This is a genomic window from Nostoc sp. (genome assembly GCF_036916735.1).
Taxonomy (GTDB): domain Bacteria; phylum Cyanobacteriota; class Cyanobacteriia; order Cyanobacteriales; family Nostocaceae; genus Nostoc.
Map to the genome: position 1 here is coordinate 44,815 of NZ_JBALFV010000104.1, position 14,885 is coordinate 59,699.

General features: G+C 41.9%; 11 protein-coding genes and 1 pseudogene. 5 read left to right on the forward strand and 7 right to left on the reverse strand.

Going from position 1 to position 14,885, the window contains the following annotated elements:
• Positions 1–59: 59 nt before the first annotated feature.
• Positions 60–2,702, reverse strand: coding sequence for a M1 family metallopeptidase (locus V7L20_RS25350; RefSeq protein ID WP_334746726.1), 2,643 nt, complete (start codon positions 2,700–2,702; stop codon positions 60–62).
• A 653-nt stretch (positions 2,703–3,355) separates the two neighbouring features.
• Here V7L20_RS25350 and V7L20_RS25355 point away from each other — a divergent pair.
• From V7L20_RS25355 to V7L20_RS25370, 4 genes are all read left to right on the forward strand, one after another.
• A complete protein-coding gene (locus tag V7L20_RS25355; RefSeq protein ID WP_334746727.1) occupies positions 3,356–5,038 on the forward strand; it encodes a DUF3352 domain-containing protein in 1,683 nt (560 codons plus the stop codon).
• Positions 5,039–5,327: 289 nt separating this feature from the next.
• A complete protein-coding gene (locus V7L20_RS25360) occupies positions 5,328–6,248 on the forward strand; it encodes a class I SAM-dependent methyltransferase (protein WP_334746728.1) in 921 nt (306 codons plus the stop codon).
• On the forward strand, positions 6,241–7,257 hold the full coding sequence (locus tag V7L20_RS25365) for a PrsW family intramembrane metalloprotease (RefSeq protein ID WP_334746729.1): 1,017 nt from the start codon (positions 6,241–6,243) through the stop codon (positions 7,255–7,257). Before V7L20_RS25360 ends, V7L20_RS25365 begins: the two co-directional genes overlap by 8 nt.
• 32 nt (positions 7,258–7,289) lie before the next feature.
• Positions 7,290–7,811: a Uma2 family endonuclease gene (locus V7L20_RS25370; RefSeq protein WP_334746730.1), complete on the forward strand. Its 522-nt coding sequence runs from the start codon at positions 7,290–7,292 to the stop codon at positions 7,809–7,811.
• Between the two features lie 260 nt (positions 7,812–8,071).
• Here the strand turns inward: V7L20_RS25370 and V7L20_RS25375 are convergent, their stop codons facing one another.
• The 3 genes from V7L20_RS25375 to cysK form a co-directional block, all read right to left on the reverse strand.
• Positions 8,072–8,944 carry a 6-carboxytetrahydropterin synthase gene (locus tag V7L20_RS25375; protein WP_334746731.1) on the reverse strand — a complete coding sequence of 291 codons (873 nt, stop codon included), beginning with the start codon at positions 8,942–8,944 and terminating at the stop codon, positions 8,072–8,074.
• Positions 8,945–9,131: 187 nt separating this feature from the next.
• On the reverse strand, positions 9,132–9,833 hold the full coding sequence (locus V7L20_RS25380; protein WP_334746732.1) for a J domain-containing protein: 702 nt from the start codon (positions 9,831–9,833) through the stop codon (positions 9,132–9,134).
• A 15-nt stretch (positions 9,834–9,848) separates the two neighbouring features.
• Positions 9,849–10,811 carry a cysteine synthase A gene (gene cysK / locus V7L20_RS25385; protein WP_334746733.1) on the reverse strand — a complete coding sequence of 321 codons (963 nt, stop codon included), beginning with the start codon at positions 10,809–10,811 and terminating at the stop codon, positions 9,849–9,851.
• Between the two features lie 186 nt (positions 10,812–10,997).
• Between cysK and V7L20_RS25390 the strand changes: the two genes are divergently transcribed.
• Positions 10,998–11,198: a hypothetical protein gene (locus V7L20_RS25390; RefSeq protein WP_334746734.1), complete on the forward strand. Its 201-nt coding sequence runs from the start codon at positions 10,998–11,000 to the stop codon at positions 11,196–11,198.
• Between the two features lie 142 nt (positions 11,199–11,340).
• On the opposite strand, the gene V7L20_RS25395 is transcribed toward V7L20_RS25390, so the two are convergent.
• The 3 genes and pseudogenes from V7L20_RS25395 to V7L20_RS25405 form a co-directional block, all read right to left on the reverse strand.
• On the reverse strand, positions 11,341–13,071 hold the full coding sequence (locus tag V7L20_RS25395) for an iron uptake porin (RefSeq protein ID WP_334746735.1): 1,731 nt from the start codon (positions 13,069–13,071) through the stop codon (positions 11,341–11,343).
• Positions 13,072–13,697: 626 nt separating this feature from the next.
• Positions 13,698–13,979 carry a 4a-hydroxytetrahydrobiopterin dehydratase gene (locus V7L20_RS25400; protein ID WP_334746736.1) on the reverse strand — a complete coding sequence of 94 codons (282 nt, stop codon included), beginning with the start codon at positions 13,977–13,979 and terminating at the stop codon, positions 13,698–13,700.
• A 783-nt stretch (positions 13,980–14,762) separates the two neighbouring features.
• Positions 14,763–14,885: pseudogene (locus V7L20_RS25405) on the reverse strand (photosystem II D2 protein (photosystem q(a) protein)); the annotation flags it as partial.

The following is a 14,885-nucleotide window of genomic DNA, read 5'->3' on the forward strand; positions in this document are numbered from 1 at the left end:
GTGGTGTGGAGTTTTTGGGCATGGAGAAGAAACATTAGCTACTTTTAGCCATAGTGTAATTATTTAGATTTGGCCTCCAAGTTTTCTAAACGGCTTCTCAATTCCTGATTTTGTTGTTTAAGTTGGTCGAAATCCTCACGCAATTGACCCAGGGTTTTTTCTGAACCAATATTCTTTTGCACCTTGGAAATTTCTTCTTCAGCATAGCGACGTACACGCCCATCGGCTGTTTGTTCAACTAGCGATTGCAAAATTCTCACTGCTTTAGGTGTTTCCATTTGTCCTAATGCTGAGGCTACCGCCACTTGCGTTAAAAAGAAGGTTTCTTTGGCTAGTTCTGTTAATTTTTCTAAAATCCGTTCTAAATTAACCGGACTTTGACCTACAGAAATCTTTCCTAATGCGCGAATTGTCGCTAAACGTAGGGGTTGTGGTACACCGAGTTTGGTGTATTCGATTAGCAAATTTAAAGCTGCTTCCGAAGTTTTGAATTCCGCTAAACCAGCAACTGCACCACTCCGCACGACTTCATTCCAACCCGCCTTTTCTTCTAAAATGGATTTCAGCAGCTTTAGTACCTTGTCTTCCTTGGGTTTTTCTTCCAAGTTTGCAGATGCAATAGCGCCAATTACACGAGAAGCTGCTCCTTCCACATAATAGCTAAGATCGCCCTTTTGTACTAACACTCTCACAACTTTATAACTTTCAGCAGTTTTAATTTGAGCAAGTGCTTCCACTACAGCTCGTCGCACGTAAGCATTTTTATCTTTTAACCCAATAACTAAGCCATCAAAGGCTTGATCTAAATTGATTTTGGCTAGTTGTTTCACCGCTTCCACACGCACACCCCACAATGGGTCATTTTTGATGGCCGTAGACAGTACAATGGTGGCTTCTAAGCCGCCTTTTTTCGCCAAAGCTTCTGCTGCATAAATACGTGAAATCGGGTCGGGATCAAACTCTAACTGTGCTTTTAACTCTAATATTGGATATTCCAAACTTACTGTTTTCAGATAATTATTCCCAACATCAAAGCTGATAAATTGGGGTTTATTTTCTAGGGGGAAGTAGAAGCTTTGTTCACGTTCATTTACCCGGACAGTAAAAGTTTTGAGTTGTGAATTATCAGTTTGGAGTTTAGAATTATTTCTAACTCCTAACTTCTCATTCCTAACTTCTGCCTGTTGGTTATAACCAAAACCAATAGGTATTTTTAAATCAAACAAATCTTTACTGCCATTTTTCCCTTCAGCAGCTTGGGTTTGAGTTAGCGTAATTTTTGCTAATTTAGCATCCCCATCCCAAGAGTAAACTACTTTAAAATCGGGATGACCACCACGAAAAACGTATTGGTCAAACAGGAATAAAAGATTACGTCCGGTAGCCTTTTCAATCGCCCTGAGTAAGTCTACTGTTTCTACGGTTTTGTGGGCATTATCTTGAACAAATGTTTGGATAGCCTGCCAAAACAATTCATCTCCTAATTGGGTGCGAATCATGTGATAAACACAAGATCCTTTTTCGTAAATGTGGCGATCGTAAAGCTCAATAGCTTCCCGGTAAACATGTGTTACCATTGGGCGACGATAACGGTTACTATCTTCACTTAAGTAACGACGAGCTTCTAATAAACGATAGTAAGCTGCTTCTTGGAGACTATATTCCTGTTCTGTCCACATTACCTCAGAATAAGAAGCCATCCCTTCCTTAATCCAAGCATGAGACCAATGCTTAATCACCACCAAATCACCAAACCATTGGTGCGCGAGTTCGTGGACAACTAAACTTTCGGTATTACGATTATCTAAAGCGGCGCGTTCATCCAGCAAGCATCTATCTGTTAACAGTGTTGTAGAGGTGTTTTCCATCCCGCCAAAGATGAAATCATCGACGCAAACCTGGGCATATTTCGGGAAAGGGTATGGATAGCCATACTTTTGGCTCAAAAATTCGATCATGCGGGGAGTTTTGCTCATGCTGCGTTTAGCATCTTCCTCCCGTCCCTTTTCTACATAGTAGGTAACTGGTTTACCGTTCCACTCATCCTGAATTTCGGCAAAGTCACCTACTGCTAAAGTCATCAAGTAGGTAGGATGAACTTGTTGCTGTGACCAATGGTAGATTTTGTAATCACCATCTTCTGTGGTATTAATCAATTCGCCGTTGGAAATCGCCACCAGAGGGTTAGGGACACGAACGCGAATTTCTGAAGTAGACAGTTGTCCTGGATAGTCAAAGCAGGGGAACCAAAAGCGAGAGTCTTCGTCTTCTCCTTGAGTCCAAACTTGAGTTGGCTTGTTTGGGTAGTGCTTGTCTGGTTGAATAAAGTAAAGGCCGCGCTGCGGTTTTGCCACTGAATATGCGATCGCAATCAGCAAGCGTTTACCAATTTGAGTCGCCTCAGCAAGTTGGATAGAAAGCTGTTCCCCGTCGTAGTCAAAATCTTGTGGCACCTCGTCTACTTGCACAGACTCGATATTCAGGTTGACAGCATCCAAAGTCAAACAGTCAATGCCATTACGGATTGGTAAAAGGCGAATGCTACAACTGCCCTGATAGCTTTGCTTAGGGATATCCAAGCTGAGATTGAGAAAAATATGCTCTACCTGTCCGGGGCGATCAGGGTTGTAGTGTGGTCTTGCTCCCGGTAACTCAAAAGGTTTGTGTCCGTTATTATCTGTATCAAAATAAGACTTCGACATTGATCCTTACTGACCTTGTAATCCTGAAAAGTCTGGCTTGGCTGGATGTTATTAAGCAAAATAGCGGTGTCTGAATGTATTTCCCAAATCAACAGGGCATTATGGAGGTGAGAATTCCCTTTTGGGGGGGATTAAAATTAATCTCACCCGAATTTCCGAAGGTCGGCTAGCGATCCTTGGACTTTTTTCCATATCCCTCCCGCATTTACTTTTACTGATGTTTTGCACTTTTTTGTCATCGAGTCAAGAGTCTCTTGCACCTCGATAAATTTTGATTAAGTACAAACACTCCTAATTATTCTTATATAGGACTCCGATTTGATTTTTGAAAACATACTGAGACTGAAAAGCCCGTTTATCAGCGTTTTATCTGAAATTTTGCTTACAAATCATACAGGAGTCCTATAACTTAGGATAGCTTGCCACTGTTGAGCAGGCTATTTTGTTTGAAATGAACAGCATATCATTTGCCGATTCGCTCCCCATCTCGTGGAAGTATTTTTAGAGTAATTATTTTAGACTGCTAGTTTATAGGACTACTAATTTTATCAGTAAATACCGATCAATGAGCGGAAATTATTAATAAATCCGAAAACTCTACAGTGACACTTGTATAAATCTCGGTGACAATCTGAGCAAAAGAGGATAATAAAATGCCTGAAAGTAAATCCAAGTTTTTCATTCCTGCTATTGGTGCTGCTGTACTTGTCGCAGGAAGTATAGCGGCTTATACGTATTTTAAACCCTCATCAGGAGCTAGCTCAGACGCTCTAGGCAGCGCTAAACTAGTACCTTCAACAGCATTGATGGCAACTTATATTACTACTGACTCTCAAGCCTGGGCAAAGTTACAGCAGTTTGGCACTCCAGAAGCACAAAAATTAGTAGCAAAAGGTCTAGAAAATTTTAACAAGCAAGTGTTTAGTGACAATAACGTTTCTTATGAAAAAGACATAAAGCCTTGGGCTGGTGGTGTAATGATTGCTGTATTACCACCTAATCCTGTGAAGCCGACGCAGTTAAAAGCACCTTTTCAAGCATCTAATGTGCCAATCAATGTACAGCAGGAATCAAATATTTTGATTGTAATAGGAATCAAGGACAAACTCAGCGCCTTGAATTTTGCTAACAAATTAAAGTCACAAAAAGGAGTTAAATTTCAGGAATCAGACTATAAAGGTCAAAAAATTATAGAAACTACAGAAAATGGTAAGCCGACATATAACGTAGTTTTAAATAATAGTCACTTAGTATTAGCACCAGAAAAGCAAGCTGTAGAAAAAGCAATTGACACCTTTAAAGGTGAGTCTTCTTTTGCCAGTAAAGAAGGTGCAAGCAGTATTCTTAACAAAGGAGTGGATGTCAAAAACAGCCTCGCCCAAATTTATGTACCAGACTATACAGGCATGGTACAGGAATTAGCAGCCGGAAGTCAGCAGGCAAAGCAGTTACCTCCACAAGCGCTGGCGCAACTCAAGCAGATAAAATCTGTGGTGGCGGGTGTTGGTGTTGATGATGCAGGAGTGCGGATAAAAGCGATCGCCAATTTAGATTCGCAACTAAATAAATTTCAGTATCAATCAAGTTCGGGAAATATAGTTGGGCAATTTCCCACTGATACCTTTGCTCTAATTAGCGGAAATGGCATTAGCCGTGGCTGGGAAACACTAATAGAAGAGTCAAAAAATTATCCAGAAATGAAACAAGGTCTTGAACAGGTACGAAGACAACTGAAATTTGTCAATATTGATTTGGATAAAGATATTTTTAGCTGGATGAATGGAGAATTTGCCTTTGGTGCGATTCCATCTAATCAAGGGGTATTAGCAAATGTTGGTTTTGGAGGTGCTTTAGTATTTGATACTAGTGATCGCAAAACAGCCGAAGCTACCTTGACGAAATTGGATACCCTTGCCAAAACTCAACAAATCAATATCGCCAACAGAAATATCAGTGGTAAAGATGTAACTGAATGGCAAATCCCCAGACAAGGAGCTTTATTGGCACATGGTTGGCTAGATCAAGATACTGTATTTGTAGCTCTTGGTGGTCCAGTTGCCGAAGCGATTAGCGATCGTAACAATTCATCTCTCGACAATAGCGATACCTTCAAAGCCGTTACTGGTTCACTGCAAAAGCCCAACGGCGGCTATTTATATTTAGATATGGACAAAACTCAAACTGTGCCGTTAATTAAGAGTTTAATCTCATCTGACGCCAACACTATCACCATGCTGGGTTCCATTCGTGGTCTTGGTTTTACCGCTACTAGCCCTGATAAATCTACCAGTCAATTGGAGATGTTGTTAGCTCTCAAGCCAAATACTACAAAATAGGGCATTGGGAATTGGGTATTGGGCATTAGTCATTAGTCACTTGTACTGAGCGACTTGCCTTGAGCGTACCCCTATGGGGAAGCAAGCTACGCGTAGCGTCTCGTAGAGAAGTCCAAAGGAGTCGAAGTATTTGTCATTAGTTATTCTTTCTCCCCCTACTCCCCCACTTCCCCTGCCTCCCCTGCTCCCTCCACTCTTCATATCTCACTTACACAATTCAATTTGCTTCTAGACTGGTGTCCAACAAGTATGTCATAAGTAGAAAAGTCTGTTAAATGCAAACTAATTTATGACTGCTGCTGTAAACACTAATCCTGGTTTAGCTTCCCGCTTGGTAAATGGCGTACTGGCAATCCAGCCGTTAGCCGACCTAGCCAAGCATCAAGCTAGACAAATGATGATTAAACGTGCCGAAAGAATTGGCGTGCCTTGGATGCAAGAAGTCGAAACACTACAGGCGCGTGATTGGAAAGCCGATCTCGCTCAAGTAGAAAATCCTCAGCTTTCCTACCCAGAATACTATTTGCGCCAATTCCATGCCTATGAACGCGGAAACCTCAGTTGGAAAGCTGCTTGGGAGCTAGAAGTTGCTGCTCGTACTGTCCATGCTGGAATTTGGCAGGATGCTGGAGCACAAGGAGATGCTAAACTGCGCCAAAGTTACCACGATATCCTCAAAGTGCAAATCCCTAATCAACCCCAAGACATCCTAGATGTGGCGTGTGGTGTGGGTTTGAGTACCTTTGCCCTACAAGAAATTTATCCTCATGCCAAAATTACAGGCTTGGACTTATCTCCCTACTTCTTAGCCGTTGCCAATTATCGCGCCCAACAACGTCAAGCTAAAATAAACTGGCTTCATGCCCAAGCGGAATCTACCGGGCTACCTGATGCCTCTTTTGATTTAGTTTCTATTTTCCTGATGTGCCACGAATTACCCCAATCGCCAACCCGACAGATTTTAGCCCAAATGCGGCGCTTGCTGCGTCCAGGAGGCTACTTGGCAATCATGGATATGAATCCAAAATCTGAAGTTTACCAGAAAATGCCAGCCTACATTTTGACTTTGCTCAAAAGTACAGAACCGTATTTAGATGAATATTTTGCTTTGAACATTGAGCAAGCTATTGTTGAGGCGGGTTTTCAAACTCCCACAATCACTAATAATACCCACCGTCACCGTACAGCGATCGCTCAGGTGAGTGGTTAATTTTTCTCTACTACTCTGGGCAGCAATACCACCTTTGCTGCTGCTAGGCTACTACTACTGTCGGGTGCCATTTGCCCCACCTCTGTTAAAGTTGCTGATGTTCTTTATCATCGGCGCAATATCTGGTATCTTAGCCCTTAGTCTCGAATGGGTTTTTGAAACTGTAGCCAACAGGGTTGTAGACTCGAATCAGATCAAGCTATGTTTGCCGACAAGCTGCTTCTCTACAAGAGGCTTTACCAACACGTCTACGCTTTTTGGAATAGCTTTGCGGCAGCTTGTGGAAGTAGGCTCAATTGAAGAAGGCTGCAAGTTTGTAGCGGTTATTGTCCCAACCTACTATTTGCAACGCAGGTATCGATTATTTGCATCTACCGTTTTCCTCTTCACCATAGCCGTTGCCCTTGGATTCACTGCCGAAGAGAATTGGATTTACCTTTTCCACGATACAGCATCAATTCTAGACCGTACTATTGGTATGCCAGTCCACGCCATGTTTTCTGCACCTTGGGGATATGCTTTAGGAATCTATATTTCCTTCAACACCGGGTTAAATCGAGACGAAAAGTTTATTTTTAGGGCTTGGCTAAATTCTGTAATCTGTCATGCTCTAGTTAATGTCTTATCTAGTGCTTGGCGTTACTCACTACCTTTAGGTTTCCTGAGTTATGGTTTATTCCCGTTTCTCTTGTGGATGTTTTGGCGACTAGAACAATTACTGCGAAAAGTGCAAGGCAAACCCACCATTACCCTAATTTCAGGCCATACGCCTCAACACCGTTACTGGCAGAGGAGTTTAGTAATATTTGCTCTCGTGCTGGGTGGAAATGCTATTTTTGGGCTGTTTCTCTTAGCCAGGAAAATTAGTCCTTTGAGTCCGTCAAAGCTTTTTGACACTGATATTTTGTGGTTTATATTTAGTCGCTTTTTCCTAAATTTCTTTTTTGGAGTTTTAGCTTGGGGGATTTATCGCTATTTGCGACATTCCGCTCGTCGTCGGTATTTTTAAAATATGATTTAGAAAAATGCTAGGGGGTTTCTATGCAAACAACTCCAGTGCGTTGGACGACTGCTGATTTAGAACTATTTGCTGGCGATCGCAGAAATCGCTATGAGATTGTTGATGGAGAACTATTTGTGACCAAATCACCTAGTTGGGATCATCAATCAAGTTGTGGCAAAATTGTTACAGTCCTTAATAATTGGTCAGATGAAACTGGTTTAGGTAAAGCTGCGATCGCACCTGGAATTATTTTCTCAGATTCTGACAATGTGATCCCTGATGTGGTATGGGCAAGTCATGAACGCTTAAAATATTTGCTAGATGAAGCTGGACATCTTACGGGCGCACCAGAGTTAGTAGTAGAGGTTTTATCACCCGGCGAAAAAAACGAGAAACGCGACAAGGAAACAAAACTGAAGCTGTACTCGGTGCAAGGGGTTCAAGAATATTGGATTTGCGATTCTATACAGAAGAAAGTTGAGGTTTATCGACGTGAACAGGCTGCATTAAAGTTAGCAGCTACTTTATTTAGTCAAGATGAGTTAACAAGTCCTTTGTAACCTGGTTTCAACTGCTTAGTCAACAAACTGTTCTAGCCTTGGATTCTTTGCGATTATCTTTTTACCCTGTGTTCTCTGTGCCTGTGTGGTTAAATAAATTACTTTTAAACCGCAAATACACAGACAGAATATAATAAATTTTACAAGTCACTTAAAAAGAACTAATTTTAATAATTACGAATTACTGTCTTCGTAGCGGGGCGTAGCCCATTACGAATTACGAATTATTAAAAATGCCCTATGCCTAAATTTTCAATTACCTAAACGCTTGCCAATACTGGCTGATTCCCGGTGGCGCTGACTGAATTTGATTCAGATTCAGTACAGTAGATTTCGCAGGAGTTATTGGGACTTTCAATCAGTTTCACTTTGTAAAGTTTAGCTCCTAATTCTTGAATAGGCGATCGCAGTAAATTACTAATGTAAAGTGCGATATTTTCAGCAGTAGGTACAACTTCGGCAAAATAGGGAATGTCTTTGTTTAAAAAGGTGTGATCGAATAGCTCAACCACATAATCTTCTATTACTTGATTCAAAGCACCTAAATCAACAATCATCCCAGTGCGTGGGTCAATTTCTCCTTTCACAGTAACTCCTAAATGATAGTTGTGTCCGTGACCGTTGGGACGAGCACATTTACCATAAATTTCAGTATTTTCTTCATTACTGAGGTTAGGATGAGCTAGCCGATGGGCGGCGCTAAAGTGAGTACTGATGGTGAGGTAGGCTTCCATTGCGTTTCCCATATAATCTGCCCAAAGTTCAGGATGTTCTAATAACTGCACACGGACTAGAGGCAAGTGAGGTGCTAGCCGTTGCCAGATAATCCGTGCAATATTTTCAGTGGTGGGCAGAGTCTGTTGAAATTCTGCCCACACATCGTTGAGATAAGAAAAGTCCAGTTGACTGGTAACTTCCTGTTTAATTACATGTTTCACATCAGACAAGTTCAACACCATGCCATATTCATCTAATTCCCCGGCTAGGGAGATAAATAAGACATAGTTATGTCCGTGTCCAGGAAATCTAGAGCAAGCACCAAATTTTTCAATATTTTCAGCTTCACTCAGTTCTGACAACCAATAACGATGACTTGCCGAAAATTGGGCGCGGCGATTAATAATACATTGCATGAGTACACTATGAGCAGAATTTAAAATTTCTTAATCTTTCTCTGCTTTCAGCATAAACTAATTCCTAAGTTATGTGTCATTCGTCATTAGTCATTAGTCCTTTGACATCCAGCGAAATTGAACCATGCCCTATGCCCACTTGCCCTGAGCAAAGCCGAAGGGATGCCCTATGCCCTATTCCCAATGACTATGTAACAGATGCTTGTGCCTCACAGTGTAATCTTGTAGCTATGCGGAATAGTTCATGACCTGTGTGTAAATAACGCTCATCGTAGTTCAAAGGAAAGTAACCTAATTCATCGAGTCCATCTCCTACTTGATCGAGGCTGTAGTAAAGGTGAGCGGCTGTTCTTGCTAAACTAGGGGGATTCGGTAGGGAGCGAAAAGTAGTTTGTGCCTGCTTGAGGTCATCTCGACAGGTTTTTAAGTATTCCTGAAATTCATCTAACAACTCATCATCAAAAGGATCAGCAGCTAATTGCTCCATTTGTTCTTCTAACGAATAAAGAATGGTACAAAGCAAGCGATTAACTGGTTGGTAAACTTGGCGCAGCCATTCCTCAACTTGCTCGTCAACATCGCGTCCAGTTTTTCGTGTTGTCTGGTAATGCTTTTGTGCTGATGCTGTACGCTGTTGGCGATCGCTATTTAATATTTGAGAGTTATCTTGCAGTTGTTGGTCGTAATCGCGGCGATTTTGGTTGTCGCCTAAGACTTCATAAGCTGCATTGATGCGGATTATCTGCTCCTGATCGGCACTTTCCTGATTACTGTCAGGATGAAACAACTTAACCAAACGGCGATAGGCTTGCTTAATCTCCGCAAGGTTTGCACTTGGACTAACTTTGAGAGTTTCGTAATGGTTAGAAACGTGCTTAGAATTGACCATTAATTAAATTTATCGTTAGCTGATGCTAGCGGCTAACCTTGTTTCCAGGTCTTGGAACAACGGTGTACTCAAATACCTCTCACCAAAACTGGGCTGAATCATCACAATTAAACGTCCCTTATTTTCTTGACGTTGGGCAATGCGAATTGCTGCACATAAAGCTGCTCCAGTGGAAATACCAGATAGTAGCCCTTCTTCTTTTGCCAAACGCCGACTATAAGCGATCGCTTCTTCATCGGTGACGGTAATCACTTCATCAATCAATTTTATCTTAAGAACTTGGGGAATAAACCCAGCCCCAATTCCTTGGATTTTATGTGACCCTGGTCGTCCTCCAGATAAAACTGGGCTATTGGATGGTTCAACAGCGATCGCCTTAAAGCTAGGCTTGCGTGTTTTAATTACTTCTGCTACACCAGTGATCGTACCACCTGTGCCCACCCCTGCTACGATCATATCTACTTGTCCATCGGTGTCTTCCCAAATTTCAAGGGCTGTAGTTTCCTGATGTACTTTTGCATTGGCTGGATTGCGGAACTGCTGCAACATATAAGTATTAGGCATAGTATTAACCATTTGTTGCGCCCGCCCAATTGCCCCACTCATGCCTTCCATCCCTGGCGTTAGTTCCAGTTCTGCTCCATAGGCTCGCAACATTGCCCGTCGCTCCGCACTCATTGTCTCTGGCATTGTCAAAATTAACCGATAACCCTTAGCTGCTGCTGCCATTGCTAGAGCAATTCCTGTGTTTCCAGAAGTAGGTTCTACTAATATTGTTTTCCCAGGAGTAATCAGCCCCTCTTCTTCGGCGGCGTTAATCATACTCACCCCAATCCGATCTTTAACTGATGCCGATGGGTTCATACTTTCCAATTTCACTACAATTTCTGCAACACATCCTTCTGTTTGGGGAATGCGGTTCAACTGCACTAGGGGTGTACGACCAACCAGTTCTGTAATGTTACGAGCAATTCGCATAATTTAGCCCTTAGTTATTAGTCAAAAGTTATTTGTTATTAATCCTGTTCGGCTTTCTCGTTCCCGTTAGATTTTTTATTTAATCCCTTCGGCTTGGTGCAGTCGTTCATGGGGAAACCCCCAGACGCTCGTTCGCTCTTAGCGTCTCCCCTTGGGAGATGACTCGCTCTAAGCGAAGCTATGCCGTTGGCGAAGCCTCTCGTTCGCGTAGCGTCTCCCCTTGGGAGAAGAGAAGGCTTTACGCTGCGCTATCGCATTTGGCGTCTCCCCTTGGCAGAAGACCGGGCTGCTTCACCAAAATTTAAAATTCCTCTTGAAAAGTTCTGTTCGCCGGAAAGCGACACTTGTGCAACTTGTGGGCGCGGTTTAGAAGTTTTTAATTCTTAACTCAGAACTTTTAACTCACCACTCCTAACTTTTATAGTATACTCCGGTTAACTACTGGGGTTTATTGTTACTACTAACAACAAAAAGCCCCGCCTAATGGCGGGGAGGAATAAAGTTAAATTATTGGCAGATTGTCAATAGTCTAGAAAGTGAAAGTTGTTCTGAGCGTACCGATAATCGCATCATCGTTATTGCTGTTTTGACCAGGAGAAGTTAACCAAATTACACCAGGGGTAATTGAGACGTTATCTGACACGCGATACTTGTAGAAGCCTTCAAAGTGATAGGGTATATCATTATTACCACCAAAACCTGGCCTGTTAAACGAATAAGGTTCTGCACCAGCAAAAAGACCCAAGACGTTACCCTTTTTACCAAAATCAGGTAATGCTACCCCTAAACCGTAGCTCCAAGCTTGATAATCATCATTTGCACCAAAGCCCGTGACATCGTGGTAAGAGACGAAGCCACTAATTGATAGCTTGTCGCTAGGTCTAAACGCAGCCTCCACACCATAAGAATTGCTCTCACCTGAGTTTAGTAGAGCGTTAGCTTGTTGAGTACCTACTGCAACAGAAGATCCAAAAGCGTTGTTTACGTTTGATGAAGTACCGGAGTTAAACAAGAAATTGCCTGCGGTATTATACCCGTGGACGTAGGTAGCCGCTAAAGCCAAGCGATCGCCAACACTAAAGTTCAACTGTCCTAAAGCAGCGTAGTCACCGTTGGTCAGACCTGAACTCAGACCAGGATTATTAGCATTAGATGCCAAGTAACCCGCAGTGATTGAGCTATTTCCTAGAATACCCCTACCTCTACTAAGGGGTAGATTGAGCGCTATACCTGCACCACCACCAATCCGATAGATGGGACTTTCAGAAGCAAAGGTAGATAAAGCGCCGTTACCGCCATCTGTTTGATCAAAAAAGTAAGGGTTATTGACGGATGCATAATGGCTGTGTCGTCCACCACTAGCCGCAAGGTAAACTTGGGCTGGTCCTATAGGAACTTCGTATGTCAAACGATCTATATTGACACTGTTGTTACCACCGTCATTACCAACTTGAAACGTTTGTGTACCTTCAGCAGTAGTGAGCTGATTCCCAGCATTATCAAATTGTGTGAAAGCTGTTGCATTACCTGCTGCTAGACGTGTATGTAAAATGTCTCTACCCGTAAAGCTGGTTTGCAAGTCTAAACGTACCCGATCTTGGAAGACAGTATTGTTATTGTCGCCAGTGTTATCCCCAAACACATCACTAACTGCAAAAATCGCTTCGCCAACTAGTTTGGTCGTAGTGGAGAACTGATGAGCTTCTAATTCAGCAGTCCGCGCTTCTAAGGAATCTACACGGCCGCGTAGGGTTGCTAATTCTGCCGAAAACTCTTCTTGTAACCGTTGTAAAGTAGCTAAATCTTGTTTAGTAACTAAGTCTGCTGTTGCTGTGGCAATCAATTCGTTAACCCGATCCAAACAGGCGTTTAAACCTGCGGCAAATTCATAACGGGTCAAAGCCCGATTACCGCGATAAGTAGCATTTGGGTAACCTGCAATACAACCATAGCGCTCAACCAAGGACTGTAATGCTTGGAATGCCCAGTCAGTGGGTTGTACGTCGGAAAATTGAGAAACCGATGTTACTTGAGACTGAGAACTATTTTGGTTGCCTTCGTTGCTGTAGCGATTAACTTGATCAATGGTTGTTTGAGCCAATATTTCTGGCTGTTGGGCAACTTCACTCACACCTGGTTGTGTGGCTGATGATACTTCAGTGGTTTTGTTTGGAGCCGCAATTGCTGTTGCCGAAACTAACAATGTTGCTCCCAAAACTGCTGGGCTAACCACTAAAGATTTCCACAATATACTAGACATCTTCTCTTTACTCCTCACACCTTGTTTAAATAATTGGTTTCGTTGCACCTAATTCTCAAAAACGCGACATCTTATTGAAACCTGTGGATGAGGCATAGTTGCCACTACTACAATTTTAGTTTTTGCAAAGCTAATAAACGATTAACTTAGGGTTAAAAACTTATCTGATTAACTTATGCAAAAACATATCTTTATATCATAACATTATAAAACATTGGATCTAGATGACAAGATTGCAGTGATCGCCTTAAGAACTGTCACACATAATTATCTAAATATCTAAGCAAGGAGTATGCTTTAGGGCATTCGCTCCCTACTTTGGCTAAATTGCTCAAAGCTTAGACACTTAGCAAATTGTCAGTAAAAATACCTTCTTGCACTTAGCTCTACTAAAATTCGCACACAAATATAACACACTGACTCAGCCATATAAATGTAGGTAAAGCTTTCATGCAGCATAGTTTACTTGCTATTGTGATCGCAAACACCAGCCTATGAATCAAGGGTTTTAAAGCCAGCACACTCTTAACTAAAACCTGTAGTTCTAGTCTTAAAGCTTGCTACACTCTGCGTCTTCCGTCAGAGTGGCTTCCAATTATTTAGTCCAAGATGTTAGAAGAAATCACTTAGTTAATTTTAGAAATCGCCTGCGCTAAATCAAAGTCAGCCTCCGTCAGCCCACCTGCATCATGTGTTGTCAATGTAATCTTCACTTTATTGTAGGAAATCTCTATATCTGGATGATGTCCTGCCAACTCAGCAGGTTCCACCAGCTTATTGACAAACTCAATTGCTTGGATAAAATCCTTGAATGTTCGGGTAATCTTTAAGTTGGAGCCTTCAACACTCCAACCTGATACAACCTTTGCACTTTCTTGAATTTCCGCCTCGGTGAGTAGTTGTGCCATATCAAGAAATTCCTAGTTGTATTATTTGGGCTAGATTATGTATTTCATCAAATAAAATCCTTTCTACTCTTCATAGAGAAAGGATAGGAGGATCAACTAGGGAATAATGGGTGTGTGCATATTAAAATCAGACTTATTAAATAGACGCTATTGCTGACATCCAGTCATACCCAAGGTTTGATACAAAATATTTTTATTTTTAATAAAAGTTAAACAGGTTACCTTTGCCACTGCAAGCATCGTCACCTAAGTTTTCAAAAGCAAGCATTACTAAAACAAAAATTACCTATAAAAAACTATCCGCTCTGAGTTAGATCAGGTGATTTAACTCAGAGCGGTCTAGCGGGTCTTCAGGTTGCAACCAGACTGCCGGAAGGAACTCCGAGCTTGCCTAGCTAGTTGAGCTAACTTAGTATCTCAAAGATAACTAAGGCTAACTTTTAGAGAACAGCCCCGGCACACAGCCGGCTAACTGCAACCTGATGACCCATGCATTTACTACTTTCTATCATGGGCATCACCTCCTTGTTGCCTAAGCGGTTTTAGTCTCAAAAGGACAGAGCATTTGCTCTAGGCTTATAACCTTCATCTAAGATAACACATAAATTTATAGATATTAACGATATAGAAAAATAAAAAAATCTCCCGCCTTTTGGTGGGAGATGACTGGAGAATGGGGAATATTGACACTTTATTGGTTTATGCCAAAGAGATTATTTAATCTGGTTGGTGTCAATTTTCGGTAACCACAACCATAACTTAAGTCATGGTCAGCTTTCAATATTAGAGAGCGTTACCGCGAGGTAGAACTTCCTCAGGGAATACAAATTGTTCGTGGGGTTGATCTTGAGGAGCCATCCAAGCGCGGATACCCTCATTGAGCAAAATGTTTTTGGTATAGAAGGT